This is a genomic window from Pseudomonas sp. GR 6-02, assembly GCF_001655615.1.
Lineage (GTDB): Bacteria > Pseudomonadota > Gammaproteobacteria > Pseudomonadales > Pseudomonadaceae > Aquipseudomonas.
This window is the reverse complement of record NZ_CP011567.1, coordinates 4,709,526-4,734,136: the sequence shown is the minus strand read 5'-3', so window position 1 is coordinate 4,734,136 and position 24,611 is coordinate 4,709,526. Positions and strand designations below refer to the sequence as shown.

28 protein-coding genes are annotated in these 24,611 nt (G+C 60.7%); 16 read left to right on the top strand and 12 right to left on the bottom strand.

Features of this window, described 5'->3' with window-relative positions; all coding sequences use genetic code 11:
• Window positions 1-7 precede the first annotated feature (7 nt).
• The 5 genes from motD (at window position 8) to PGR6_RS20750 (ending at window position 3,583) form a co-directional block, all read left to right on the top strand.
• Complete coding sequence (motD, locus tag PGR6_RS20770) at window positions 8-901, top strand: flagellar motor protein MotD (protein WP_018925065.1); 894 nt, start codon at window positions 8-10, stop codon at window positions 899-901.
• A 43-nt stretch (window positions 902-944) separates the two neighbouring features.
• Complete coding sequence (locus tag PGR6_RS20765) at window positions 945-1,733, top strand: ParA family protein (protein WP_018925066.1); 789 nt, start codon at window positions 945-947, stop codon at window positions 1,731-1,733.
• A 30-nt stretch (window positions 1,734-1,763) separates the two neighbouring features.
• Window positions 1,764-2,630: a CheW domain-containing protein gene (locus PGR6_RS20760; RefSeq protein ID WP_064619453.1), complete on the top strand. Its 867-nt coding sequence runs from the start codon at window positions 1,764-1,766 to the stop codon at window positions 2,628-2,630.
• Between the two features lie 74 nt (window positions 2,631-2,704).
• The gene (locus tag PGR6_RS20755; protein WP_007938663.1) at window positions 2,705-3,190 is read left to right on the top strand and encodes a chemotaxis protein CheW; all 486 of its coding nucleotides are present in this window, start codon (window positions 2,705-2,707) and stop codon (window positions 3,188-3,190) included.
• The gene (locus tag PGR6_RS20750) at window positions 3,191-3,583 is read left to right on the top strand and encodes a DUF2802 domain-containing protein (RefSeq protein ID WP_018925068.1); all 393 of its coding nucleotides are present in this window, start codon (window positions 3,191-3,193) and stop codon (window positions 3,581-3,583) included.
• 117 nt (window positions 3,584-3,700) lie between these two features.
• On the opposite strand, the gene PGR6_RS20745 is transcribed toward PGR6_RS20750, so the two are convergent.
• Together PGR6_RS20745 and fliK are read right to left on the bottom strand one after the other, a co-directional pair.
• The gene (locus tag PGR6_RS20745; protein ID WP_018925069.1) at window positions 3,701-4,030 is read right to left on the bottom strand and encodes an EscU/YscU/HrcU family type III secretion system export apparatus switch protein; all 330 of its coding nucleotides are present in this window, start codon (window positions 4,028-4,030) and stop codon (window positions 3,701-3,703) included.
• Complete coding sequence (fliK, locus tag PGR6_RS20740; protein WP_064619450.1) at window positions 4,027-5,601, bottom strand: flagellar hook-length control protein FliK; 1,575 nt, start codon at window positions 5,599-5,601, stop codon at window positions 4,027-4,029. The genes PGR6_RS20745 and fliK overlap by 4 nt, the downstream gene beginning before the upstream one ends.
• A 197-nt stretch (window positions 5,602-5,798) precedes the next feature.
• Between fliK and ccmA the strand changes: the two genes are divergently transcribed.
• The 10 genes from ccmA (at window position 5,799) to PGR6_RS20690 (ending at window position 13,184) form a co-directional block, all read left to right on the top strand.
• On the top strand, window positions 5,799-6,434 hold the full coding sequence (gene ccmA, locus PGR6_RS20735; RefSeq protein ID WP_064619447.1) for a cytochrome c biogenesis heme-transporting ATPase CcmA: 636 nt from the start codon (window positions 5,799-5,801) through the stop codon (window positions 6,432-6,434).
• On the top strand, window positions 6,431-7,099 hold the full coding sequence (gene ccmB, locus PGR6_RS20730; RefSeq protein ID WP_007939195.1) for a heme exporter protein CcmB: 669 nt from the start codon (window positions 6,431-6,433) through the stop codon (window positions 7,097-7,099). The genes ccmA and ccmB overlap by 4 nt, the downstream gene beginning before the upstream one ends.
• Window positions 7,100-7,179: 80 nt before the next feature.
• Complete coding sequence (locus tag PGR6_RS20725) at window positions 7,180-7,935, top strand: heme ABC transporter permease (RefSeq protein WP_007939194.1); 756 nt, start codon at window positions 7,180-7,182, stop codon at window positions 7,933-7,935.
• Window positions 7,932-8,108 (top strand): heme exporter protein CcmD, encoded by a 177-nt coding sequence (gene ccmD / locus PGR6_RS20720; RefSeq protein ID WP_007939192.1) that lies wholly within the window; start codon window positions 7,932-7,934, stop codon window positions 8,106-8,108. Before PGR6_RS20725 ends, ccmD begins: the two co-directional genes overlap by 4 nt.
• Window positions 8,105-8,560 (top strand): cytochrome c maturation protein CcmE, encoded by a 456-nt coding sequence (gene ccmE, locus PGR6_RS20715; protein ID WP_007939191.1) that lies wholly within the window; start codon window positions 8,105-8,107, stop codon window positions 8,558-8,560. Before ccmD ends, ccmE begins: the two co-directional genes overlap by 4 nt.
• 3 nt (window positions 8,561-8,563) lie before the next feature.
• Window positions 8,564-10,567 (top strand): heme lyase CcmF/NrfE family subunit, encoded by a 2,004-nt coding sequence (locus PGR6_RS20710; protein ID WP_064619444.1) that lies wholly within the window; start codon window positions 8,564-8,566, stop codon window positions 10,565-10,567.
• On the top strand, window positions 10,564-11,100 hold the full coding sequence (locus PGR6_RS20705) for a DsbE family thiol:disulfide interchange protein (protein WP_018925073.1): 537 nt from the start codon (window positions 10,564-10,566) through the stop codon (window positions 11,098-11,100). Before PGR6_RS20710 ends, PGR6_RS20705 begins: the two co-directional genes overlap by 4 nt.
• On the top strand, window positions 11,097-11,570 hold the full coding sequence (locus PGR6_RS20700; RefSeq protein ID WP_064619441.1) for a cytochrome c-type biogenesis protein: 474 nt from the start codon (window positions 11,097-11,099) through the stop codon (window positions 11,568-11,570). Before PGR6_RS20705 ends, PGR6_RS20700 begins: the two co-directional genes overlap by 4 nt.
• Entirely contained in the window at window positions 11,563-12,771 is a 1,209-nt protein-coding gene (gene ccmI, locus PGR6_RS20695; RefSeq protein ID WP_064619438.1) for a c-type cytochrome biogenesis protein CcmI, read from the top strand. The genes PGR6_RS20700 and ccmI overlap by 8 nt, the downstream gene beginning before the upstream one ends.
• Before the next feature lie 14 nt (window positions 12,772-12,785).
• Window positions 12,786-13,184, top strand: a complete 399-nt coding sequence (locus PGR6_RS20690; protein ID WP_064619435.1) for a hypothetical protein — start codon at window positions 12,786-12,788, stop codon at window positions 13,182-13,184.
• A 56-nt stretch (window positions 13,185-13,240) separates the two neighbouring features.
• Here PGR6_RS20690 and PGR6_RS20685 read toward each other — a convergent pair whose 3' ends face one another.
• The 3 genes from PGR6_RS20685 to PGR6_RS20675 form a co-directional block, all read right to left on the bottom strand.
• Window positions 13,241-13,816, bottom strand: coding sequence for a PIN domain-containing protein (locus PGR6_RS20685; RefSeq protein ID WP_064619432.1), 576 nt, complete (start codon window positions 13,814-13,816; stop codon window positions 13,241-13,243).
• Entirely contained in the window at window positions 13,813-14,280 is a 468-nt protein-coding gene (locus tag PGR6_RS20680; RefSeq protein WP_064619430.1) for a helix-turn-helix domain-containing protein, read from the bottom strand. Before PGR6_RS20680 ends, PGR6_RS20685 begins: the two co-directional genes overlap by 4 nt.
• A gap of 244 nt (window positions 14,281-14,524) precedes the next feature.
• The gene (locus PGR6_RS20675) at window positions 14,525-15,730 is read right to left on the bottom strand and encodes an MFS transporter (RefSeq protein WP_064619428.1); all 1,206 of its coding nucleotides are present in this window, start codon (window positions 15,728-15,730) and stop codon (window positions 14,525-14,527) included.
• A 235-nt stretch (window positions 15,731-15,965) separates the two neighbouring features.
• Here PGR6_RS20675 and PGR6_RS20670 point away from each other — a divergent pair, with 235 nt between their 5' ends.
• Window positions 15,966-16,598, top strand: coding sequence for a hypothetical protein (locus PGR6_RS20670; RefSeq protein WP_064619425.1), 633 nt, complete (start codon window positions 15,966-15,968; stop codon window positions 16,596-16,598).
• 57 nt (window positions 16,599-16,655) lie between these two features.
• On the opposite strand, the gene PGR6_RS20665 is transcribed toward PGR6_RS20670, so the two are convergent.
• From PGR6_RS20665 to hyi, 7 genes are all read right to left on the bottom strand, one after another.
• The gene (locus PGR6_RS20665; RefSeq protein WP_064619423.1) at window positions 16,656-17,654 is read right to left on the bottom strand and encodes a sulfate ABC transporter substrate-binding protein; all 999 of its coding nucleotides are present in this window, start codon (window positions 17,652-17,654) and stop codon (window positions 16,656-16,658) included.
• 106 nt (window positions 17,655-17,760) lie between these two features.
• Window positions 17,761-18,585: an ion transporter gene (locus PGR6_RS20660; RefSeq protein WP_064619420.1), complete on the bottom strand. Its 825-nt coding sequence runs from the start codon at window positions 18,583-18,585 to the stop codon at window positions 17,761-17,763.
• A 21-nt stretch (window positions 18,586-18,606) separates the two neighbouring features.
• On the bottom strand, window positions 18,607-19,521 hold the full coding sequence (locus PGR6_RS20655; RefSeq protein WP_064619417.1) for an urea transporter: 915 nt from the start codon (window positions 19,519-19,521) through the stop codon (window positions 18,607-18,609).
• Window positions 19,522-19,739: 218 nt separating this feature from the next.
• Window positions 19,740-21,155 (bottom strand): pyruvate kinase, encoded by a 1,416-nt coding sequence (pyk, locus tag PGR6_RS20650; RefSeq protein WP_019648133.1) that lies wholly within the window; start codon window positions 21,153-21,155, stop codon window positions 19,740-19,742.
• Window positions 21,145-22,425: a glycerate kinase type-2 family protein gene (locus PGR6_RS20645; protein WP_064619414.1), complete on the bottom strand. Its 1,281-nt coding sequence runs from the start codon at window positions 22,423-22,425 to the stop codon at window positions 21,145-21,147. Before PGR6_RS20645 ends, pyk begins: the two co-directional genes overlap by 11 nt.
• Window positions 22,426-22,648: 223 nt before the next feature.
• Window positions 22,649-23,542: a 2-hydroxy-3-oxopropionate reductase gene (locus tag PGR6_RS20640; RefSeq protein WP_018925086.1), complete on the bottom strand. Its 894-nt coding sequence runs from the start codon at window positions 23,540-23,542 to the stop codon at window positions 22,649-22,651.
• A 226-nt stretch (window positions 23,543-23,768) separates the two neighbouring features.
• Window positions 23,769-24,551, bottom strand: a complete 783-nt coding sequence (hyi, locus tag PGR6_RS20635; RefSeq protein WP_018925087.1) for a hydroxypyruvate isomerase — start codon at window positions 24,549-24,551, stop codon at window positions 23,769-23,771.
• Window positions 24,552-24,611 lie beyond the last annotated feature (60 nt).

Below are 24,611 nucleotides of genomic sequence, written 5' to 3'. Positions count from 1 at the left end.
ATGGATCATGGCTCGTCGCAGGCAACATGAAGAACATGTGAACCATGAACGTTGGCTGGTTTCCTACGCCGACTTCATCACCTTGCTGTTCGCGTTCTTCGTGGTGATGTACTCGATCTCGTCGATCAACGAAGGCAAGTACAAGATCATTTCCGAGGCGTTGATCGGGGTGTTTACCGACTCTGACCGCGCCCTCAAGCCGATCCCCATTGGCGAAGAGAGACCGAAGACCGTGACCCCGGCCAAACCGCTGGTCAAGGACAGCGAGCAGATCGACGCCGGCATCGCCCAGGCCGCCAACGATCCACTCAAAAGCATCGCCGATGACATCAGCGCGGCGTTCGGCGACTTGATCAGCTCCAACCAGATGACCGTGCGTGGCAACGAGTTGTGGGTCGAGATCGAACTCAATTCCAGCCTGTTGTTCGGCAGCGGCGACGCCATGCCCAGCGACATTGCGTTCAACATCATCGACAAGGTCGCTGCGATCCTCCGGCCGTTCGACAACCCGATCCACGTCGAAGGTTTCACCGACGATCAACCGATCCGCACCGCGCAATACCCAACCAACTGGGAACTGTCCTCGGCCCGTTCGGCGAGCATCGTGCGGATGTTGGCGATGCAGGGCGTGAACCCTGGTCGCCTGGCATCGGTGGGTTATGGCGAATTCCAGCCAGTGGCCAACAACGCCACCGCCGAAGGCCGTGCGCGCAACCGTCGGGTGGTGCTGGTGGTGTCACGCAATCTTGATGTACGCCGTAGCCTCACCGGTACCGGAACGGCTCATGCACAACCGGATGCCGCATTGAAGCGGGCTGGCACACAAACTGCACCGACCCCGGTCAAGTCGCCGGGACGCGAGAGTGCCGTCAATTCTCCGTCACCCGCATTAATACGTTGAGCTATTTCTCGGTCGACGTTTTCGACCGGGAGGAACAATCCGAATGAGAGTCTGGGCAGTTGCCAATCAAAAGGGTGGTGTCGGTAAAACCACTTCCTCCATTGCTTTAGCCGGTTTACTGGCGGAGGCGGGCAAGCGCGTGGTTGTGGTCGATCTCGACCCCCACGGCTCCATGACCAGCTACTTCGGTTACGACCCCGACAGCCTGGAGCACAGCAGCTACGACCTGTTTCTGCACAAGGGCAACGTGCCGCAAGGCTTGCCCGGTCAGTTGTTGATGCCCACCAGCGACGAACGCATTTCCCTGTTGCCATCGAGCACCGCGCTGGCCACCCTTGAGCGCCAGTCGCCGGGCCAGAGCGGTTTGGGCCTGGTGATCGCCAAGAGTCTGGCGCAGTTGTGGCAAGACTTCGATTACGCCGTGATCGACAGCCCGCCGTTGCTCGGCGTGCTGATGGTCAATGCCTTGGCGGCCAGCCAGCAGTTGGTGATTCCGGTGCAGACCGAGCATCTGGCGGTCAAAGGCCTGGAACGCATGGTCAACACGCTGGCGATGATCAACCGCTCGCGCAAACTGGCGTTGCCGTTCAACATCGTGCCGACCCTGTTCGACCGCCGCACCCAGGCTTCGCTTGGCACTCTGCGCGTGCTGCGCGACAAGTACCCGGAAGAAATCTGGCAAGGCTACATCCCGATCGACACCCGCTTGCGTGACGCGAGCCGGGCAGGGCTGACGCCGTCGCAATTCGATGGCAAGAGTCGCGGCGTTCTCGCCTACCGCGCACTGCTCAAGCATCTGTTGGCCCAGCAACTTGTTCCGCAGGTGGCTTGAGATGAGCCTGATTCCTACGATGGTATTCGCATGACCCGGCCGGTGAAGATCACCTCGCGCCCGCAATTGGCCCTTCAGTCTTATCTGGATGGCTTGCTGCAGGACGCGACCGAAGAGCTGTTGCCTGAAGTCGAGGCGCTGCCTGAGGTTGTCGAGGCTGAAGCTGCGCTGGACGAGTTCCAGGCGGCGGTGCTCGAAGAGCAGGCGCGCGATGCGCAGAAGCCGGCAGTGGTCGCGGCCCCCGTTGTTGCGCCAGTGGCGAAGGCACCGGTGGCCGTGATCGAAGCGCCGGCGCCGATTCTGGCGTCCGTGTCGACGATTGCGCCGTTGCTGCAAGCGTTGGTGCCGCCGGTGGTGGAAGTTCATCTGCCGCCGAGCAACACGCCGCCTCCGGTGGAAAATGACGATCGTCCGGCCTGGGCGGCCGAGCCGTTCGAATGCCTGTTGTTCGATGTCGCCGGGTTGACCCTCGCGGTGCCGCTGGTGTGCCTGGGTTCGATTTATTCCCTGGCCGGCCACGAGCTGACGCCGTTGTTCGGTCAGCCGGAATGGTTCCTCGGGATCCTGCCAAGCCAGGCCGGCAACCTGAAGGTGCTGGATACCGCACGCTGGGTCATGCCGGACCGCTACCGCGACGATTTCCGCCAGGGCCTGCAATACGTTATTTCAGTTCAGGGCTATGAGTGGGGGCTGGCGGTGCATCAGGTCAGCCGCTCGTTGCGCCTGGACCCGAATGAAATCAAATGGAGAAGTCACCGGGGGCAGCGGCCATGGCTCGCCGGCACGGTGATTGAACACATGTGCGCTTTGCTCGATGTCGCCGCATTGGCCGAATTGATCGCCAGCGGCGGGGCGAAGCACATGGGCGGCAGTAAGCCGAACCACAAACCGACATAAAAAACACGCATCGGCATTCAAGTGCCGGTGCACTGAATACACACCGCTAGGGCGGTTTTTCGAGGGGTCAGGGTATGAATGACAAGGCGACGGCGGCAAAAGGTTCCGAAGATCCGATCCTGCAATGGGTCACCTTCAAGCTGGACAATGAAACCTACGGCATTAACGTGATGCGCGTTCAGGAAGTCCTGCGCTACACCGAAATCGCTCCGGTACCGGGTGCCCCGAGCTACGTGCTGGGTATCATCAACCTGCGCGGCAACGTGGTCACCGTGATCGACACCCGTCAGCGTTTCGGCCTGGGCACGGTCGACGTCAGCGACAACACCCGCATCGTCATCATCGAAGCCGACAAGCAAGTGGTCGGGATCATGGTCGACAGCGTGGCTGAAGTGGTTTATCTGCGTCAGTCGGAAATCGAGACCGCACCGAACGTCGGTAACGAAGAGTCCGCCAAGTTCATTCAAGGCGTGTGCAACAAGAACAATGAACTGCTGATCCTGGTCGAGCTGGACAAGATGATGAGCGAAGAAGAATGGTCGGAACTGGAGAGTATCTGATTGATTCTTGAGGTGGCTGTGATTGTCCTGTTCCTTTTGTGGGCAGGCACGCTGGCGATGTTCCTGGCGTACATCCGCGCTCAAAGGCAGGTCGCCGCACAACAGGCTCAGGGCGATGCGCTGCGCGATCAGCGCATCAAGGACCTGGCCAAGCGCGTCGACGACTACCAGAACGGCAACGTGCGCATGGGTGAAGACCTGCACGAACTGCGCGCGGTGGTCGGGCCGTTGCCGGACAAGCTGGCGCAGTTGGAGCAGCGTGATCCGTCGAGCCTTTCATTCGCCCAGGCCGCGCGCCTGGTGGGGATGGGGGCCAGCGTCGATGAGCTGACTCAGTCTTGCGGCTTGACCCAGGCTGAGGCGGAGTTGATGAGCAAGTTGCACAGAAACTGAGAAGAGCAAAAGATCGCAGCCTCGTTTCACTCGACAGCTCCTACATTGGGATGGTGTACGCCCTGTAGGAGCTGTCGAGTGAAACGGGGCTGCGATCTTTTTACATTCAACAAAGATTCAATAATCATCCCCGCGCTCGGTGACGTCCTTCTCCACCGTCACCGCATGCGGATCATGCCCCGCCGGAAACTTGCCTTTCAGATTCCAGGCAAACGCAATGATCTCGGCAATCGTGCGGTACAACTCCTCGGGAATACTCTCGCCCAATTCCATCCGCGCCAGCAGTTTCACCAGTTCGGCGTTCTCGTAAATCGGCACTTCGTAGTCACGGGCAATCCGTAGAATTTCTTCAGCCAGTTCTTCGTCACCTTTGGCCGTAAGGGTAGGGGCGTGGCTGCCGTCGTATTTGAGGGCGATGGCCTGGCGCGGTGCGGTGGATTCGTTCATGCGGTTTCGTCGACCCAGCGTTGTTCGAGACGGGTTTGAGGGCCTTGTGGCGGTGTGCCGAGGTGGCAATCCAGATCGCCGACGTTCAGCCCGGAATCCAGCAGGCGCTGGCGCAGCGCGGCCAGATTGCTTTCGATCAGGCTCGCAGTGTACGGCCGTTCGGCCCACAGCTGACTGGAGAGGCTGCCTTTGATCAGTTGGGCCTGAATCTGCAACGGCCCCAACGGTTCCATGTCGAATGCCAGCTCGACGCGCCATAGCGGTTGCTTGGGTTCGCGTTCGTCGCGGCGTTCGCGCGGTTGTTCTTTTTCGGGGGCTTCTTCGCGCTGGAATTTGACCTGCAACGGCACGATGTCCTGCAGGTTGCGCATGGGGATTTCCAGTTGCCAGGTGCTCATCAACCGCCCGTCACTGGTGACGCCAGTCTGCTCAAGGCTCGACAGCTGATGACTTTGCAAACGTGAAACCGCCGCCGCAGCCAGGCGCAGCAGGTGCTCGAGATCATCTTCGCCTTCCGCGCTTTGCAGCAGGCGCTCGGGCAGTGGGAAGCTGGTCGGCGACGGTTTGGCACTGACTTGCCCGAGCATGCCGAGGGCATTGCGCACGAAACTCGGCATGGCCTGGGCCAGGGTGTTGGCGGCGATGATTGCGTTGAGATTGGTGTTGGCCGGCAGGCCCGGCGTCAGTTGGGCGATCAGCTTGAGCAGGTCGCCTTTCATGTCTGGCGCCAGCGTCGGGTTTTGTCCGGTCAGCAATTTGGCTTCGAGGAACAGGCCACTGCTGGCCAGCGCCTGGGCCAGGCCTTTGGGCGTACTCAATTGTTGGGCGTCCGGCAGGCCAGCGAGCAATTTGTCCACGGCAGCGCGCAGGTCGCTGGAGGTTTGATCCGACGGCGGCAGGTTTTGCAGGACCTTGATCAAGCCATCCAGAGAACCCTGGCGACTTTGCTGGCTGACCAATTGTTGCGTCACCGCCAACTGTTCCTGACGGCTGCTCAGCGGCACGAATTTGAGTGTCTGGGTGTCCTGCACCACGGCACTCAGCAAGGTGCCGATGCGCAGCGGCGTCGGGCTGTCGATGCTCAGCGTGCTGCCGCTCAGCGCGGTGTTGAGCAGGCTCACCATCGAGCGAAACACCGTCGGCTGGCCCGGCACCTGCGGCATCACCTGAGAGGTCAGCACTTTGCCTTGCAGCAGGGTGCCGACCGGCAGTTGCGCCGTGTCGATACGGGTAAGGGTGGCGACGCTGGAGGCGATGGCCTGTTGCACCGTGACTGCCAGATTGCCCGCCGACGGCTGGGTGATCGACAGGCTGGTACCCTGGGGCAACGGCTGAGTGCTGGTGGCCTGGACAGTGGTCTGGCGGCCGCTGTCGAGAGTGACCTTGAGCAACAGTTGAAAGGTCTGATCCGCCTGCTTGAGCGACAGCACTTCAGCCTTGGCGGTCTGACCGGCCGTGATCAGGCCCTCCATCGGCGTCAGCAGATTGAGCAACTCGCTGCTGATCACCAATGGACGCGAAGTCGCCGGGGTGGTTGGCGGGAGCGGGAGGATGTTCATTTCGCCTGTCATACGCGGACACAACCTGAGGAAATTGCACTCTTGAGAGTGAGACACGGCATGTATAATGCCGCCCGTCTTCCGCTGAGTGGCGAAAACATTGCAATTGATTGACGCAGCTCTCTAGAACAAGCCGTCATTGCATCTATGCTGCATCTCTTTAACGGCCGCGCCAGAGCCGACTTGAACCGCATAAGGCCCGTGAACCCTTGACCAGTCCTGTCCTGCAAACCGTTGCCCTTGCCTGTGAGCGAGACCTTCGGCTGCTTTTCGAAAATCTCGAATTGCGACTGGCCAGTGGCGAAATGTTACAGATCAGCGGCCCCAACGGCAGTGGCAAGACCAGCCTGCTACGTCTGCTTTGCGGTTTGATGCATCCGACCGCCGGTCAAGTGTTGCTCAACGGCCAGCCACTGAACGAACAACGCAGCGAACTGGCGCGCAACCTGCTGTGGATCGGCCATGCCGCCGGCATCAAGGACCTGCTGACCCCCGAAGAAAACCTCAGCTGGCTCTGCGCCTTGCATCAACCGGCCTCCCATGAGGCGATCTGGCAAGCACTGGCGTCGGTGGGGCTGCGCGGTTTCGAGGATGTTCCCTGTCACACCCTGTCTGCCGGCCAGCAACGTCGTGTGGCGTTGGCGCGGTTGTACCTGGACAGCCCGCCGCTGTGGATCCTCGACGAGCCATTCACCGCGCTCGACAAACAAGGCGTGGCGCAACTCGAAGAACACCTGGCCGCGCACTGCGAGCGCGGCGGCATGGTGGTGCTGACCACTCACCACACGCTGAGCCGGATGCCGGCCGGTTATCGCGACATTGATTTGGGGAATTGGGCCGTATGAGTGTTTTCGGCCTGTTGGTCGCCCGTGAGGCTCGTTTGCTGTTCCGCCGTCCCGCCGAATTGGCGAACCCGTTGGTATTTTTCGCCATCGTCGTCTCCTTGTTCCCGCTGGCGGTTGGTCCCGAGACTCAATTGTTGCAAACCTTGTCTCCGGGGCTGGTCTGGGTGGCGGCGCTTTTATCGGTTTTACTCTCGCTGGACGGGCTCTTCCGCAGTGATTTCGAAGATGGATCCCTTGAACAGTGGGTCCTTTCGTCGCACCCCCTGCCTCTTCTGGTGCTGGCCAAGGTGCTGGCACACTGGGCCTTTTCCGGCCTGGCACTGGTTTTGCTCGCGCCATTGCTGGCGCTGATGCTCGGTTTGCCTGCCGCTTGTCTGCCGGTGTTGCTGCTTTCTTTATTGCTCGGTACACCGGTGTTGAGCCTGCTCGGTGCGGTGGGCGCGGCGCTGACGGTAGGATTGAAGCGTGGTGGCCTGTTGCTGGCGCTGCTGATTCTGCCGCTGTATATCCCGGTGTTGATTCTCGGCAGTGGCGCCTTGCAGGCGGCATTGCAGGGCATGCCGGCGACCGGTTATCTCTTGTGGCTTGGTAGCCTGACCGCCCTGGCGATAACCCTGGCACCTTTTGCAATAGCTGCTGGCCTGAAGATCAGTGTCGGCGAATAATGAGGTCTGGTTAAAATTTAACCAGTAAAGACCCTTTGGCTGTTTCGTGATAACGAACAGCAACCGTGATGGAAACAGCAATGAACTGGACCTGGTTTCATAAGCTCGGCTCGCCCAAATGGTTTTACGGCATCAGTGGCAAATTGCTGCCCTGGCTGAGCGTCGCGGCGTTGCTGCTGATTAGCGTCGGCGTGGTCTGGGGCCTGGCCTTCGCACCGCCGGACTACCAGCAAGGCAACAGCTTTCGAATCATCTATATCCACGTTCCTGCCGCCATGCTGGCGCAGTCGATCTACGTGATGCTGGCCGTGTGCGGCGTTGTCGGGCTGGTGTGGAAGATGAAACTGGCCGACGTCGCCCTGCAATGCGCCGCCCCGATCGGTGCCTGGATGACCGCCGTGGCGCTGGTCACCGGAGCGATCTGGGGCAAACCGACCTGGGGTTCGTGGTGGGTCTGGGATGCGCGACTTACGTCCATGTTGATTCTGCTGTTTCTGTACTTCGGTCTTATTGCGCTGGGCAACGCCATCAGCAATCGTGACAGCGCGGCCAAGGCCTGCGCGGTGCTGGCGATTGTCGGCGTGATCAACATCCCGATCATCAAATACTCGGTGGAGTGGTGGAACACCCTGCACCAGGGCGCGACGTTCACCCTCACCGAAAAACCGGCGATGCCCGCCGAGATGTGGCTGCCACTGCTGCTGACGGTGCTGGGTTTCTACTGTTTCTTCGGCGCGGTGCTGTTGCTGCGCATGCGCCTTGAAGTGCTCAAGCGCGAAGCCCGGGCGAGCTGGGTGAAATCCGAAGTGCAGAACAGTCTGGAGGCCGCTCGATGAGTTTCGCTTCATTCGGCGACTTTCTCGCCATGGGCCATCACGGCCTGTATGTCTGGTCAGCCTATGGCATTTGCCTGGCGGTGCTGGCCCTCAACGTGGCGGCGCCGATCCTGGCCCGCAAGCGGTATCTGCAACAAGAGGCGCGTCGTTTGCGCCGGGAGAACGGCCAGTGAATCCGCTGCGTAAAAAGCGTCTTGTCATCATTCTCGCGATCCTGGTCGGTGTCGGCGCTGCCGTCGGCCTGGCCCTGAGCGCCCTGCAGCAGAACATCAATCTGTTTTACACCCCGACCCAGATCGCCAATGGCGAAGCGCCGCAAGACACGCGCATCCGTGCGGGCGGCATGGTCGAAAAAGGCTCGCTGCAACGTTCTGGCGATTCCCTGGACGTGAAATTCATCGTCACCGACTTCAACAAATCCGTGACCATCAGCTATCGCGGCATCCTCCCGGACCTGTTCCGCGAAGGGCAGGGCATCGTTGCCCTCGGCAAGCTCAACGCTGATGGCGTGGTGGTGGCCGACGAAGTGCTGGCCAAGCACGACGAGAAGTACATGCCGCCGGAAGTGACCAAAGCGTTGAAAGACAGTGGTCAGTCGGCACCTACGCCAGCCAAGGAGGGCTAACGGATGACTTCCGCACTTTACAGCTCGGGGCTGTTCATCCCCGAACTCGGCCATCTGGCCATGATCCTGGCGTTGTGTTTTGCGTTGGTGCAGGCCGTGGTGCCGTTGCTCGGTGCCTGGCGCGGCGACCGTTTGTGGATGAGCCTGGCCCAGCCGGCTGCGTGGGGGCAGTTCGCGTTTTTGCTGTTCGCCTTCGGTTGCCTGACCTATGCGTTCATGGCGGACGACTTCTCCGTCGCCTACGTGGCCAGCAACTCCAACAGCGCGCTGCCGTGGTACTACAAGTTCAGCGCCGTGTGGGGCGCTCACGAAGGGTCGTTGCTGCTGTGGGCGTTGATTCTCGGCGGCTGGACCTTCGCGGTGTCGGTGTTCTCCCGACAGTTGCCGCAAGTGATGCTGGCCCGGGTGCTGGCGGTGATGGGCATGATCAGCACGGGTTTCCTGCTGTTCCTGATCCTGACGTCCAACCCGTTCGCCCGGATCCTGCCGCAGATGCCGGCGGACGGGCGCGATCTTAATCCTCTGCTGCAAGACATCGGCCTGATCGTTCATCCGCCGATGCTGTACATGGGTTACGTCGGCTTCTCCGTGGCCTTCGCCTTCGCCATCGCCGCGCTGTTGGGCGGTCGTCTCGATGCGGCGTGGGCGCGCTGGTCCCGTCCGTGGACCATCGTCGCCTGGGCCTTCCTTGGCATCGGTATCACGTTGGGTTCCTGGTGGGCCTACTACGAACTCGGCTGGGGCGGCTGGTGGTTCTGGGACCCGGTGGAAAACGCGTCCTTCATGCCTTGGCTGGTGGGCACGGCGCTGATTCACTCGTTGGCGGTCACGGAAAAACGTGGCGTGTTCAAGAGCTGGACCGTGCTGTTGGCCATCGCCGCATTCTCGTTGAGCCTGCTCGGGACCTTCCTGGTGCGTTCCGGCGTGCTGACCTCGGTTCACGCCTTTGCCTCCGACCCTGAGCGTGGTGTGTTCATTCTGGTCTTCCTGCTGTTTGTGGTCGGTGGTTCATTGACGCTGTTCGCCCTGCGCGCGCCGGTGGTCAAGAGCCATGTCGGCTTCAACCTCTGGTCCCGGGAAACCCTGCTTCTGGGCAACAACCTGGTGCTGGTGGTGGCTGCTTCGATGATTCTGCTGGGCACCCTGTATCCGCTGATCCTTGACGCGATGACTGGTGCCAAGCTGTCGGTCGGCCCGCCGTACTTCAACGCGCTGTTCATTCCGTTGATGGCGATCCTGATGATAGTGATGGCGGTCGGTGTGGTGGTGCGCTGGAAAGACACCCCGGTCAAATGGCTGGTGAGCATGCTGACCCCGGTATTACTCGGCAGCGCCGCGCTGGCCGTCGTGGCGGGTGTTGCTTACGGCGATTTCAACTGGGCGGTGCTGGCAACCTTCATGTTGGCTGCCTGGGTGTTGCTGGCCGGTGTGCGGGACATTTTCGACAAGACTCGCCACAAAGGCTTGATCAAAGGACTGCCGACCCTGACCCGCAGTTATTGGGGCATGCAACTCGCGCATTTGGGCATTGCCGTGTGCGCGCTGGGTGTCGTGTTGTCGAGCCAGAACAGTGCCGAGCGTGATCTGCGCCTGGCACCGGGTGAGTCCATGAGCCTGGCCGGTTACCAGTTTGTGTTCGAAGGCGCCAAGCACTTCGAAGGCCCGAACTTCACGTCCGACAAGGGCACCGTACGGGTGATCCGCGACGGTAAGGAAGTCAGCGTGCTGCACCCGGAAAAACGCCTGTACACGGTGCAGAACTCGATGATGACCGAGGCCGGGATCGACGCCGGTTTCACCCGTGACCTGTACGTCGCACTGGGCGAGCCGTTGGGCGAGGGCGCCTGGGCGGTTCGCGTGCACGTCAAACCGTTCGTGCGCTGGATCTGGTTCGGTGGGCTGCTCACAGGTGTAGGCGGGTTGCTGGCGGCGCTGGATCGCCGTTATCGGGTCAAGGTAAAAAGTCGTGTGCGTGAAGCGCTCGGCATGACGGGAGCCACCGCATGAGACGTTGGTTGATGCTGTTGCCGCTGGCGATTTTTCTGGTGGTTGCTGTTTTTCTGTATCGGGGGCTGTACCTGAACCCGGCCGAGTTGCCCTCGGCGATGATCGGCAAGCCGTTCCCGGAGTTTTCCCTGCTCTCGGTGCAGGGCGACAAAACCCTGACCAAAGCGGACATTCTGGGTAAACCGGCGCTGGTCAACGTTTGGGGCACCTGGTGCATTTCCTGCCGGGTCGAGCACCCGGTGTTGAACAAACTGGCCGAGAAGGGCGTGGTGATCTACGGCATCAACTACAAGGACACCAATGCAGATGCCTTGAAGTGGCTGGCCGAGTTCCACAACCCGTATCAACTGGACGTCCGTGACGATGAAGGCACCCTGGGCCTGAACCTTGGCGTGTATGGCGCACCGGAAACCTTCTTCATCGACGCCAAGGGCATCATCCGCGACAAATTCGTCGGGGTGATCGACGAACAGGTCTGGCGCGAAAAACTGGCGGCCAAGTATCAGGCGCTGGTCGACGAGGCCAAGCCATGAAGCGCTGGATTGCCGCCGCCGCTCTGGGGTTGAGCATGGCTGGCGTGGCCCACGCCGCCATCGATACCTATGAGTTCGCCAAAGAAGGCGATCGCGAGCGTTTTCGCGAGCTGACCAAAGAGCTGCGTTGCCCCAAGTGCCAGAATCAGGACATTGCCGATTCCAACGCACCGATCGCCGCCGACCTGCGCAAAGAGATTTTCCGCATGCTCGGCGAGGGCAAGGACAATCAGCAGATCATCGACTTCATGGTCGACCGCTATGGTGATTTCGTCCGTTATAAACCTGCTCTGAATGCCAAGACCGCATTGCTCTGGTTCGGCCCGGCCGGCCTGCTGCTGGGCGGTTTTGTGATCATCGCCGTGATCGTCCGCCGTCGTCGCGTGCAACGCGCTGACAGCCCGGACACGCTTTCTTTTGATGAGCGCGAGCGCCTCGACCACCTGTTGGATAAAACCAAGCATGATTGATTTCTGGCTCGCTGCAGGCCTGCTGCTTCTGGTAGCCCTGAGTTTTTTGCTGATCCCCGTTCTGCGCGGTCGTCGCGCCCAGCTTGAAGAGGATCGTACGGCGCTTAACGTCGCGCTGTATCAGGAGCGCGTGGCTGAGTTGCAGACTCAGCAAGAAGAAGGCGTACTCAACGCCGAACAAATGAATGCCGGCCGCGCCGAAGCCGCCCGTGAACTGCTTGCCGACACTGAAGGCGTCGAGGCACCGCGAGTGTCGCGCCTGGGCAAGCCATTGCCATTGCTGGCGGCAATTCTGGTGCCCGTGCTGGGCCTTGGGCTGTACCTGCATTTCGGTGCCAGCGACAAAGTCGAGCTGACCCGCGAGTTCGCCCAGGCGCCGCAGTCGATGGAAGACATGACCCGTCGCCTGGAGCGTGCGGTTGCGGCCCAACCGGATTCGGCCGAAGGCCTGTATTTCCTTGGCCGCACTTACATGGCTCAGGACCGCCCTGGCGATGCGGCGAAGATCTTCGAACGCACCGTGAACCTGGCCGGTCGCCAGCCGGAACTGCTCGGGCAGTGGGCTCAGGCCCAATACTTCGCCGATGGCAAGAAGTGGTCGGGCAAGGTCCAGGCCCTGACTGACGAAGCACTGAAAGCCGATCCGAAGGAGGTCACCAGCCTCGGTCTGCTGGGCATCGCGGCCTTCGAAGGCGAGCGTTACCAGGAAGCTATCGACTACTGGAATCGTCTGTTGGTGCAACTGCCGCCGGATGACCAATCCCGTGTCGCACTGCAAGGCGGTATCGCCAAGGCCGCCGAGAAGCTTGAAGCCAGCGGTGGCAAGGTGGCTCAGGTTCAGGCTCCGGTAGTGAAGGTTGCAGCACTGCTCAAGGTGCGTGTCGATCTTGCACCGGACTTGAAAGCCAAGGTCCAGCCCGGCGACAGCGTGTTCATCTTCGCCCGCGCCACCGCAGGCCCGCCCGCACCATTGGCGGCCAAGCGTCTGACCGTTGCCGACCTGCCAGCGACCGTCGAGCTGGGCGATGCGGATGCAATGATGCCCCAGTTGAAACTGTCGAACTTCCCCGAAGTCCAACTGGTTGCGCGCGTCTCCCGCGCCGGCCAACCGACTGCCGGCGAATGGATCGGTCGTAGCCAACCTTTGGCCACCAGCACCAGCGCGCCACAAAAACTGACCATCGACAGCCCGGATAAATAACAGGAAACGCCACCATGACCGCCTTCGCTCGTATCACTCTCCTCAGCATGATGGTTTTGGGGCTAAGCGCGTGTGCGGTCCAGGAGTACGAACCGGAACGGTTGCCGCCAATCCCGCCCTCGCAGCCGAGCACCAAACCGACCACACCGAGCAAACCAGTCACGCCGAGCAAACCATCGAAGCCGGTGCCACGCACCTCCGCCAGCTTCGCCCCGCCACCGGGGGGCAACAGCCATTGGGATGCGAAACTCGGTGTTTACGTCCTCGACAATCAAACCAACACCTTCTACCGCCAGCGCACCTACTACCGCTGGGACAACGGCTGGAGCCGCTCGATCAGCCCGAACGGGCCGTGGGAAGAGACGGATATTCACGGTGTGCCGGGTGGGCTGGGCAGACAATTCGGGCAGTGAATGGAAACGGCGATCTGAGGATCGCCGTTTTGCTTTTTGGCATTTATGAAAGGCGATTAAAGAATGGCCTGATAGTGGGTCAACGCCTTGCTCGACCGAGTCAGGCCCAGGCGTAACAGCAGTTCGAGATAAGTGCTGACATCCATCGGCGGCGTCTTTAGCTGTTTGCGTTGTCGTTGTGCTGCCGCAACAACTGCTGCCGGGTCCAGATCGAAGAGGTTATCGACGAACTCGTCAGGATGCTGGGCCTCGATGCCAAAAGGTCCCAGTGTTTCGTCAGGAAAATCTTTCTGATTAAAGGTCACAATGACACTGGCATTGCAGCGTATAGCGGCAGCCAGAACATGTCGGTCATCGACGTCAGGTAGGGTTAGCCCTTCGATCAGCCTTTCGTAACCGTAGACGCAAGCATCAGGTATGGCCTGATCCATCAAGTCGGACGTGCGATCCAACTGCTCTGTTGTCAGGTCCGGGCGGTTCTTCAGTAGATTGCGCTTCCATTCGTTATGTATCTCCAGTGACCATCGCGCCCTGAAACGCCCGGAGAGCGCGAGCCACATCAGAAAATCTCTCAAGGGCGCGGGGTACAAAACACATGCGTCATATACAGCGGTAAAAGGGGAGTGCCTCACTCGTATCCTGTCCTTAACGCTTGTGCCTGCTCGGCGAGAAGCGTCATTGCTTGCTCGCTGGCTATGTCGCGCTGGGTTTTATAGTCCATCAAATCGGTAAAGCGCACACGTCGGTGCTTGCCGGTTTTGTGGTAGGACAACTCACCGGACTCCAGCAGTTTGATCAGGTGCGGGCGTGAGACATTGAGCAAGTCCGCCGCTTCCTGGGTGGTCAGTTCAGCGTGTACCGGGACCACTTTGACGGCGTTGCCTGCAGCGAGCTCTGCCAGGATGTCGACAAGCAACCGAAGCGCTGAGGTGGGAAGTTCGACGCTGTGTGCTTCATTCTGCTCATCGAAAATCTGGATATGCTGAGTTTCGAATTGGGTGGCGAGGCAGGCAGCCAAGGCGCGCTGACCTTCGATAGCGGCCTGGACCTCACGCTCCATGGGCAGGTTAAGGGGGGGATGGATAACTGGTGACATGATGCTTTCCAATATTCTGAATAATCGATATTGGAAGGCTATTCGAATCAAACGAAAATCGCAATAAACGAAACGACCGGCTTTTCAGCTCCTTATGCAGTCGCGTTAGTGCTGGAGATCGGGTGTGTAGGCTTGTTCGCGAAGGCGGTGTGACATTTAGCAGAAATGTCGACTGACCTGACGCTTTCGCGGACAAGCCCGCTCACACAGGGACTTACGTTTGTTCACGATGTTTCTAACGTTGTTACGCCGTCGCCAGTGCCGGCTTCTCCGAAGCACTCAAAAACCGCAACAACGCCAGCAGCGGAAACACGCTGCCGACAATCACGATCCACAACCAACCACCGTGTTCGTACACCGCACTGGCCACCGATGAGCCGAACGCGCCGCCGATGAAGATGCTGGTCATGTACAGCGCATTCAGACGGCCGCGGCTCTTGGCGTCGAGGGTGTAGACCGCGCGCTGGCCGAGGACCATGTTCATCTGCACACAGAAATCCAGCACCACGCCGGTCACGGCCAGGCCGATGACGCTGTAGGCCGGGTGGATGAAGGCCGGCAGGAAGCTCAGGCTGGCGAACAGCATCGCCAGCAGCGAGGCGAGGCGGGTGTGGCCGGCATCGGCCAGTCGACCGGCGATGGGCGCGGCAATCGCGCCGATGGCTCCGACCAGGGCGAAGATCGCGATCTGGGTTTGCGACAGACCGTGATTGCGCGCCAGTTCCAGCGGCACGGCGGTCCAGAACAGGCTGAACGTAGCGAACATGCAACCCTGATAAAACGCCCGTTGACGCAACACCGGTTGCTGGCGCAGCAGCGTCCAGAGCGAGCCCAGTAACTGGCCATAAGAGGCGCTGTGATCAGGCTGGCGCTTGGGCACCGTCAGGGCCAGTACGATGCTGATTGCAGCCATCAAAACTGCGGCAATGACGAACATAGCGCGCCAGCCGAAGTGGTCAGCCACTACGCTGGACACCGGCCGGGCCAGCAGAATCCCCAACAGCAAACCGCCCATGATCCCGCCAACCACACGGCCGCGCGACGCTTCCGGCGTCAGGTGGGCGGCCAGCGGAATCAGGATCTGTACCGACACCGAGCTGAAACCCACCAGCAACGAAATCAGCAGAAACACGTTCGGCTGATCGGTGAACGCCGCGCCTAGCAAACTGGCAATCGCCACCACGGTGGTGATGATCATCAAGCGGCGGTTTTCCAGCAGATCGCCCAGCGGCACCAGGAAGAACAGGCCCAGCGCATAGCCAATCTGCGTCAGCGAAACGATCAGGCTGGCCATGGTGTCGGTCAGGCCGATGTCCGGCGCGATCAGGCCGATGATCGGCTGGGCGTAGTAGATGTTGGCGACGATCGCGCCGCAGCAGAAGGCGAAAAGCAGCACCATGCCCCGGGTCATTGTCGCGGCACCGTGGGGCGCCTGAGTCGCTGGATTCATAACATGGCTCGCTGAACAAGAAGGAATGCGCAGAGGCTAATCGGCTGGCTAGAGCGGCGGAAGAGGGTTTGGATTGATAGTAATCATTCTTTTGCGGAATGAGTGACGCCGGTATGCGCTGTCTGCCGATGAACCATGCGTCCAAACAGTGGGATCCGATGATACATTCACTGACATCCTCTTCGATAGCGTGCTTATGTTGTCCTGCGCTCCATAAACCGGAAGGTACTTCGATATGAATGCGATGTTCCGTCACCTGATTCGCGGCGCTTGCGTTGTTACCTTGATCAGTTTGTTCACGGCAGGTCTTGCCCAGGCCGCCGATGTGGCGCCGGGAATGCGCATTGGCGTGCGCGGCGAGATCACCGGCATCAGCGCCGACGTCATGAAGGTCCATGTCAACAGCGGCGAAAACGTGGTGATCAACCTGACCAAGGACACCAAAATCCGCGCTGTCACCCTGGCCAATATCGAAGACATCAAGCCCGGCAGCTACATCGGCTCGGCTGCCGTGCCGCAGGAGGATGGCACGCTCAAGGCGCTGGAAGTCCACGTCTTCCCGCCGGAACTGGCCGGCAGCGGCGACGGCCATCGGCCTTTTGATCTGGTCAAGGGCAGCAGCATGACCAACGGCAGCGTGGGTGATCTGGTGGTCAGCAACGGCCGGGTTCTGACCGTCAATTACAAGGGCGGCCAACAGACGATTCTGGTGCCGGAGGATGTGCCGATCGTCAATCTGGTGCCGGGGGATCGCAGCTTGCTGAAGGTGGGCGTGAAGATCGTGACGTTTGTGACCCAGAGTGCCGACGGGACATTGACCGCTCAATCCATCTCGGCCGGCAAGGACGGTGTGACGCCGCCGATGTAACGGTATCCCACAAAAAAGGCGACCTTCACAGGTCGCCTATTTCATTGAGCTCAGTGATTACTGGCCGTTGTAAATCTGGTCGAAAACCCCACCATCGTTGAAGTGAGTCTTCTGCACGGTGCGCCAGTCACCAAAGGTCTTCTCCACCGACAGGAAATCCACTTTCGGGAAGCGATCGGTGTATTTCGCCAACACCGCCGGGTCACGCGGACGCAGGTAGTTGGCAGCCGCAATTTCCTGACCTTCCGGCGACCACAGGTACTTCAGATATTCCTCGGCAACCGCGCGAGTGCCTTTCTTGTCGACGGTTCTGTCGACCACCGACACCGGCGGCTCGGCTTCGGCGGAAACACTCGGGTAAATCACTTCGAACTGATCACGACCAAACTCGCGAGCAATCATTTCCGCTTCGTTTTCGAAGGTCACCAGCACGTCGCCGATCTGGTTGGTCATGAACGTAGTCGTGGCCGCGCGGCCACCGGTATCCAGCACCGGCGCTTGTTTGAACAGTTTGCCGACGAAGGCTTTTGCCTTGTTTTCGTCACCGCCATTTTTCAGCACATAGCCCCAGGCCGAGAGGTAGGTGTAGCGGCCGTTGCCCGAGGTTTTCGGGTTGGGGACGATCACCTGCACGCCGTCCTTGAGCAGGTCCGGCCAGTCTTTCAGGGCTTTCGGGTTGCCTTTGCGCACGATGAATACGGTGGCCGAAGTGAACGGCGCGCTGTTGTTCGGCAGGCGTGTGACCCAGTTGTCCGGAACCAGTTTGCCGTTGTCCGCCAGGGCGTTGATGTCGGTGGCCATGTTCATGGTGATGACGTCAGCCGGCAGGCCATCGATCACCGAGCGCGCCTGTTTGCTGGAGCCGCCGAAGGACATCTGCAGCGTGATGTTTTCGTTGTGCTCGGCTTGCCAGTGTTTCTGGAAGGCAGCGTTGTAGTCCTTGTAGAAATCTCGCATCACGTCGTAGGAAACGTTAAGCAGGGTCGGTGCGGCCTGAGCCAGGCCGCTCAAGGCCAGGCCAGCGGCCAGAAGTGAGGCGCCAAAGAGTTTTTTCACTGCGCATTCCTTGTTTTATCAAACGTGTTCGATGGAGATTATTGGCAATTTGCCAGCGACTATAGCCGGACTCGCATAGTCGCTTAAAGATTAAAAAACACTTTGCTTATTCCATTTTCTTGAACAACGCATTGCCACAACGAGAGCAGAACGCCGCGCTGTGCTCGTGGCTGTTTTTCTTGCAGACCGGGCAATCGTGTTGCAGTTGATCACCGCGCATGGCGTTGGCCAGTTCCGCGGTAAAGATCCCCGTCGGCACAGCGATGATCGAGTAACCGGTGATCATCACCAGGGATGAAATCACCTGGCCCAGCGGCGTCTTGGGCACGATGTCGCCAAAACCCACGGTGGTCAGCGTCACGATAGCCCAATAGATCCCTTTGGGGATGCTGGTGAAGCCGTGCTCCGGGCCTTCGATCACGTACATCAAGGTGCCGAACACCGTCACCAGGGTGCTGACGCTGAGCAGAAATACGACGATTTTCTGCTTGCTGCCGCGCAACGCCGACATCAAATAGTTGGCTTGTTTCAGATACGGGCTGAGCTTGAGCACGCGGAAAATCCGCAGCATTCGTATGATCCGGATGATCAGCAGGTACTGCGCATCGCTGTAATACAGCGCGAGAATACCCGGCACGATCGCGAGCAAATCCACCAGTCCATAGAAGCTGAACGCGTAGCGCAGCGGCTTGGGCGAGCAATACAGGCGCAGGCCGTATTCGATGACGAAAATGACGGTGAAGCCCCATTCGATGTACGCCAGCACGTCGGCGTAGTTCTGGTGAACGCTGTCGATACTGTCCAGAACCACGATCACCAGGCTGGCGAGGATGATCAACAGCAAGATGCTGTCGAAGCGCCGACCGGCCCGGGTGTCGGTCTGGAAGATCATGACGTAAAGCTCTTCACGCCAGTTTTTGCTGCTGTCCATGGATAACGCCTGAATCGAGAATCAGCGCAGCCTAGGGTGATTCTCCCCGCCAGCGCAAGGTGCGCTGTCCATGGCGGACTGACGCAACACCCGAATGCCAGCGCGAATCAGCCAGCAGGCAAGAATGAACGGCGCGGTCAGCGTTGCCAGGCCCAGTGCGGCGAACCCCGGCGTGAGCAATACCGCGAGCAGAATGCCGAGCAGCGGCAGCCAGGGTTGGCGGCGTTGCGGGCTGAAGGCGAGGGCGGCGAGTACCGCGTTGTAACCGCTCAAACCCTGCAAGGCATTTGAAGTTTCGCCATGCAGAAGGGCAAATCCGAGGCCGGCAGCGGAGCCCAGCAGCGCCCACACAAAGGCGTGGCGATCAGCGATCAGTAATCCGGCGGCAATCAGCGCGCCGGCCAGGGGATGGCCGAGAAACATGACTTGCCCCAGGCCTTTCAATTCGGCAGTGAGCAGGTTGAGGGTGTTCAGTTCGATCAGCGGCGCGGGTTGCTGTGGTGCGGCAAAGCCGAGCAATAACCAGCTCAACCCAACGAAGGGTGCGGTGTACGCCGGTAGACATTGATGATCGCGAGCACCTTTGAGCCATTGCTGAGTGAGCATCGCACTCAGGCCGCCGCAGGCGATGATCAGCGGTGGCAACAGTGCTGACCATGGGAAATACAGGCTCAGCAGCAGGCCGAGCAAAATACCGTTGTAACTGAACAGCCCGGCCTGACGATCCGCCTTGGCATACCCGCGACGTTGCGCGGTAAGCAACCCGGCGACACCGCCCAGCAGCGCACCGCCGAGCAGAGCGGGCGCGGTGAAAAGAATCGCTAACAGACACAACAGCCCGCTCAGCGGATGGCGCTGGAGAAAGATCTGGCTGAAGCCGTTAAGCAGGGCGGTCGCCCAGTCGGGGCAGTGGGTGTTGAAGTGGTTGGCAGGCATGGGTGGGGTCTAGGGCAGAGGAAAATCCAGGGTCTTGCACAAACCTGTGGCGAGGGAGCTTGCTCCCGCTGGGCTGCGGAGCAGCCCTGAAATCAGCAATGCGGTCTTTCTGTTGAAACCGTCATGCCAAAGCGACGACTGCTTCGCAGCCGAGCGGGAGCGAGCTCCCTCGCCACAGGGGTAGTTCTTACCGGGGTAGCTCTTACAGGGGGAGTTCTTTAGAGCAATGTCTCGATGCGCAACGAATTGGTTGACCCCGGCTGCCCAAAGGGCACGCCCGCGGTAATCAGCAGCGTATCCCCGCGCTGAGCCATCCCCTGAGCCTGGGCGATTTCCAGCGCCGTCGAGCACACTTCATCCACCTGTCGCAGTCGATCGTTGACCACCGAGTGCACGCCCCACGCCACCGTCAATCGCCGGGCGGTTTGCAGGTTTGGCGTCAGGTTGAGGATCGGCACCGTCGGCCGCTCCCGTGCGGCCCGCAGGCTCGAAGTGCCGGACTCGCTGTAGTTCACCAGCACCGCCACCGGCAGCACGTTGCTGATGCGGCGGATCGCGCAACTGATGGCGTCCGACACCGTGGCCTCGGCTTTTGGCCGGCTCACGTCCAGTTGGGTCTGATAATCCGGGCCGTTTTCCACCTGGCGGATGATCTTGCTCATCATCTGCACGGCTTCCAGCGGGTACTCGCCAGACGCGGTTTCCGCCGACAGCATCACCGCGTCCGCGCCTTCGGCCACCGCGTTGGCGACGTCGGTGACTTCGGCGCGGGTCGGGGCCGGGGAGAAGCGCATCGACTCCAGCATCTGCGTCGCCACCACCACCGGTTTGCCGAGTTGGCGGCAGGTGCCGATGATGTTTTTCTGAATCTGCGGCACGCTTTCGGCCGGCACTTCCACGCCCAGATCACCGCGAGCGACCATGATCGCATCGCTCAATTCAGCGATTTCCCGCAGCTGAGTCACGGCCGATGGCTTCTCGATCTTGGCCATCAAGAACGCTTTGTCGCCGATCAGCGCGCGGGCTTCGCGGATGTCTTCCGGGCGTTGCACGAACGACAGCGCGACCCAGTCCACCCCCAGCTCCAGACCGAAGCTCAAATCACGGCGGTCCTTGGCGGTCAGCGGGCTCAGGTCGAGCACCGCTTGCGGCACGTTGACGCCTTTGCGGTCCGACAGTTCGCCGCCGTTGAGCACCGTGGTGTCGATGGCGTCGGCGTACTTGGTCACCACCCGCAGGCGCAGCTTGCCGTCATCCAGCAGCAAGTCCATGCCGGGCTCCAGCGCGGCGATGATTTCCGGGTGGGGCAGGTTGACCCGGCGCTCGTCCCCCGGCGTTGCATCCAGATCCAGGCGCAGCGCCTGGCCGCGATATAGCTGCACTTTGCCCTGGGCGAATTTGCCGACCCGCAGTTTCGGGCCTTGCAGGTCCATCAGAATCCCCAGCGGATAATTCAGCTGGCGCTCGACTTCACGAATCCACTGATAGCGCTGCGCATGGTCGGCGTGATCGCCGTGGCTGAAGTTCAGGCGAAAGATATTGACCCCGGCGCGCACCAGTTCACGGATATCGTCGATCCCGTCGGTGGCCGGGCCGAGGGTGGCGAGGATTTTGACCTTCTTGTCAGGCGTCATGATTAGGGCTCTCGAGAATCAGAATGGCGCGGAAGTCGTTGACGTTGGTGCGGGTTGGCTCGGTGACGATCAGTGCATCGAGCGCCGCGAAGTAGCCATAGCCATTGTTGTTGTCCAGCTCATCGCAGGCAGCGAGGCCGAGAGCGGCGGCGCGGGCATAGCTGTCCGGAATCATGATCGCGCCGGCATTGTCTTCGGAGCCGTCGATGCCGTCGGTGTCACCGGCCAGGGCGTAGACGCCGGGCAGGCCTTTGAGGCTGTCGGTCAGGCTCAACAGGAATTCGGCGTTGCGCCCGCCACGGCCATTGCCGCGCACGGTGACGGTGGTTTCGCCGCCGGACAGAATCACGCACGGCGCCGCCAGCGGCTGGCCGTGCTGGACGATCTGCCGCGCAATGCCGGCGTGGACCTTCGCCACTTCCCGGGATTCACCTTCCAGGTCGCCGAGAATCAACGGGCTGAAACCCGCCTGACGGGCTTTCACCGCCGCCGCTTCCAGTGACTGCTGTGGGCGGGCGATCAATTGGAAATGACTGCGGGCCAGGCTCGGATCGCCAGGTTTGACCGTCTCCGACTCGGGACTTTGCAGCCAGGTGCGCACCGAGGCCGGGACTTCGATGGCATAACGCTTGAGGATCGCCAACGCTTCAGCCGAGGTGCTCGGGTCGGCCACGGTGGGGCCGGAGGCGATGACCGTGGCGAGGTCGCCCGGCACATCGGAAATCGCATAGGTGTAAACCGTGGCGGGCCAGCAGGCTTTGCCCAGACGCCCACCCTTGATCGCCGAGAGGTGCTTGCGCACGCAGTTCATCTCGCCGATGGTCGCGCCGGATTTGAGCAGCGCTTTGTTGATCGATTGCTTGTCGGCGAGGGTGATGCCGGCGGCGGGCAAGGCGAGCAGGGCAGAGCCACCGCCCGAGAGCAGGAAGATCACACGGTCGTCTTCGCTCAGGTTGCTGACCAGTTCCAGAACCCGTTTCGCGACGGCCAGACCGGCAGCGTCCGGCACCGGGTGCGCGGCTTCGACCACTTCGATTTTTTCGCACGGGGCGCCGTGGCCGTAGCGGGTCACCACCAGGCCAGACACTTCACCCTGCCAGCAGCGTTCGACCACCTGGGCCATGGCTGCGGCGGCTTTACCGGCGCCGATGACGATCACCCGACCGCTGCGGTCGGTTGGCAAATGGGCTTCAAGGACATGCTGCGGATGGGCCGCGTCGATGGCTGTGGCAAACAGCTCGCGCAGCAATTGTTGCGGATTGACCGACATGGCGGGCTCCCGGAATTCTTGTTATTGGGTTTGTCGCGGACCCTGTGGGAGCGACTCTGTGGCGAGGGGGCTTGTCGGAACGCCGCACCGCCCCGTTGGGTTGCGAAGCAGCCCCAAAATCTGTGATGCACTGAAGATCTTGTGAGTGCTACGCACTCAAACGGGGGCAAGCCCCCTCGCCACAGGCTCGCTCCTGCAGGTTTGATGCGGTTTGGGGCAGGGCTTACTTCTTGTCGCGAATCGAGAAATTCGCCATGTGTTCCAGGCCCTTGATCAGCGCCGAGTGATCCCAGTTGCTGCCACCGATGGCCGCACAGGTGCTGAACACCTGTTGGGTATTGGCGGTGTTCGGCAGGTTGATGTTCAGCTCGCGCGCACCGGCCAGGGCCAGGTTCAGGTCCTTCTGGTGCAGGCTGATGCGGAAGCCCGGGTCGAAGGTGCCCTTGATCATGCGCTCGCCGTGAACTTCCAGGATCTTCGACGAGGCGAAACCACCCATCAGCGCTTCACGCACCTTCGCTGGGTCGGCACCGTTTTTCGAGGCGAACAGCAGCGCTTCGGCCACGGCCTGGATGTTCAGCGCGACGATGATCTGGTTCGCCACTTTCGCGGTTTGCCCATCGCCGTTGCCACCGACCAGGGTAATGTTCTTGCCCATGGCCTGGAACAGCGGCAGGGCGCGTTCGAAGGCATCGGCTTCACCACCGACCATGATGCTCAGGGTCGCAGCCTTGGCGCCGACTTCACCGCCGGAAACTGGTGCGTCGAGGTATTGCGCGCCTTTCTCGTTGATTTTGGCGGCGAAGGTTTTGGTGGCGGTCGGCGAGATCGAGCTCATGTCGATCACGACTTTGCCCTTGCTGACACCCGCCGCAACACCGTCGGCGCGGAACAGCACGTCATCGACCTGCGGGGTATCCGGCACCATGACGATGATGAATTCGGCTTCCTGGGCGACTTCTTTCGGGTTGGCCAGCGCAACGGCGCCAGCAGCCAGCAGATCGGCAGGGGCGGCGTCGTGGTGCGCCGACAGGAACAGGCTGTGACCGGCTTTCTGCAGGTTCAACGCCATTGGGTGGCCCATGATGCCGGTGCCGATAAATCCGATTTTAGCCATGAGAAAATCCTCTTGTTTTTGTGTCGCCAAATAATGTGCGCGTAGCGGAGGTAGACCACATTCTGTGGCGAGGGAGCTTGCTCCCGCTGGGTTGCGAAGCGACCCCAAACCAACCGCCGTGGTGTGCCAGATAAAACTTGCTCGCAGGTTTACGACTGCTTCGCAGCCGAACGGGGCGGTGCGGCGTTCCGACAAGCCCCCTCGCCACAATGGTTCTGTTTCAACATCAGATCGCGTTATGGGTTTTCAACCAGCCCAGGCCCGCTTCAGTCGTGGTCAGCGGCTTGTATTCACAGCCGACCCAACCCTGATAACCGATGCGGTCCAGATGTTCGAACAGGAAGCGGTAGTTGATTTCACCTGTGCCCGGTTCGTTGCGCCCTGGGTTGTCTGCCAATTGCACGTGGTTGATCTCGTCCAGGTGCGCGGCCATGGTGCGGGCCAGGTCGCCTTCCATGATTTGCATGTGATAGATGTCGTATTGCAGGAACAGGTTGGCACTGCCGACCTGTTCGCGAATCGACAGGGCTTGCGCCGTGTTGTTCAGGTAGAAGCCCGGAATGTCGCGGGTGTTGATCGCTTCCATCACCAGTTTGATGCCCGCCGCTTGCAGCTTGTCGGCCGCGTACTTGAGGTTGGCGACGAAGGTTTTTTCCACGGTGGCCTCGTCGACGCCTTGTGGACGAATACCGGCCAGGCAGTTGACCTGGGTGTTGCCCAGCACTTGGGCGTAGGCAATGGCCAGATCGACACCGGCGCGGAACTCTTCGACCCGATCCGGCAGGCACGCGATACCGCGTTCGCCCTTGGCCCAGTCACCGGCCGGAAGGTTGAACAACACCTGGGTCAGACCGTTGGCATCGAGCCTGGCCTTGATTTCGGCAGAGCTGAAGTCATAGGGGAACAGGTATTCGACACCACTGAAGCCGGCCTTGGCGGCAGCGTCGAAACGGGCAAGAAAATCCTGCTCGGTGAACAGCATGGACAGGTTGGCTGCGAAACGCGGCATGGTGGTCTCCCGTATATGTGTGAGGCCTCCTGTGGGAGCCGGCTTGCTGGCGATGGAGGT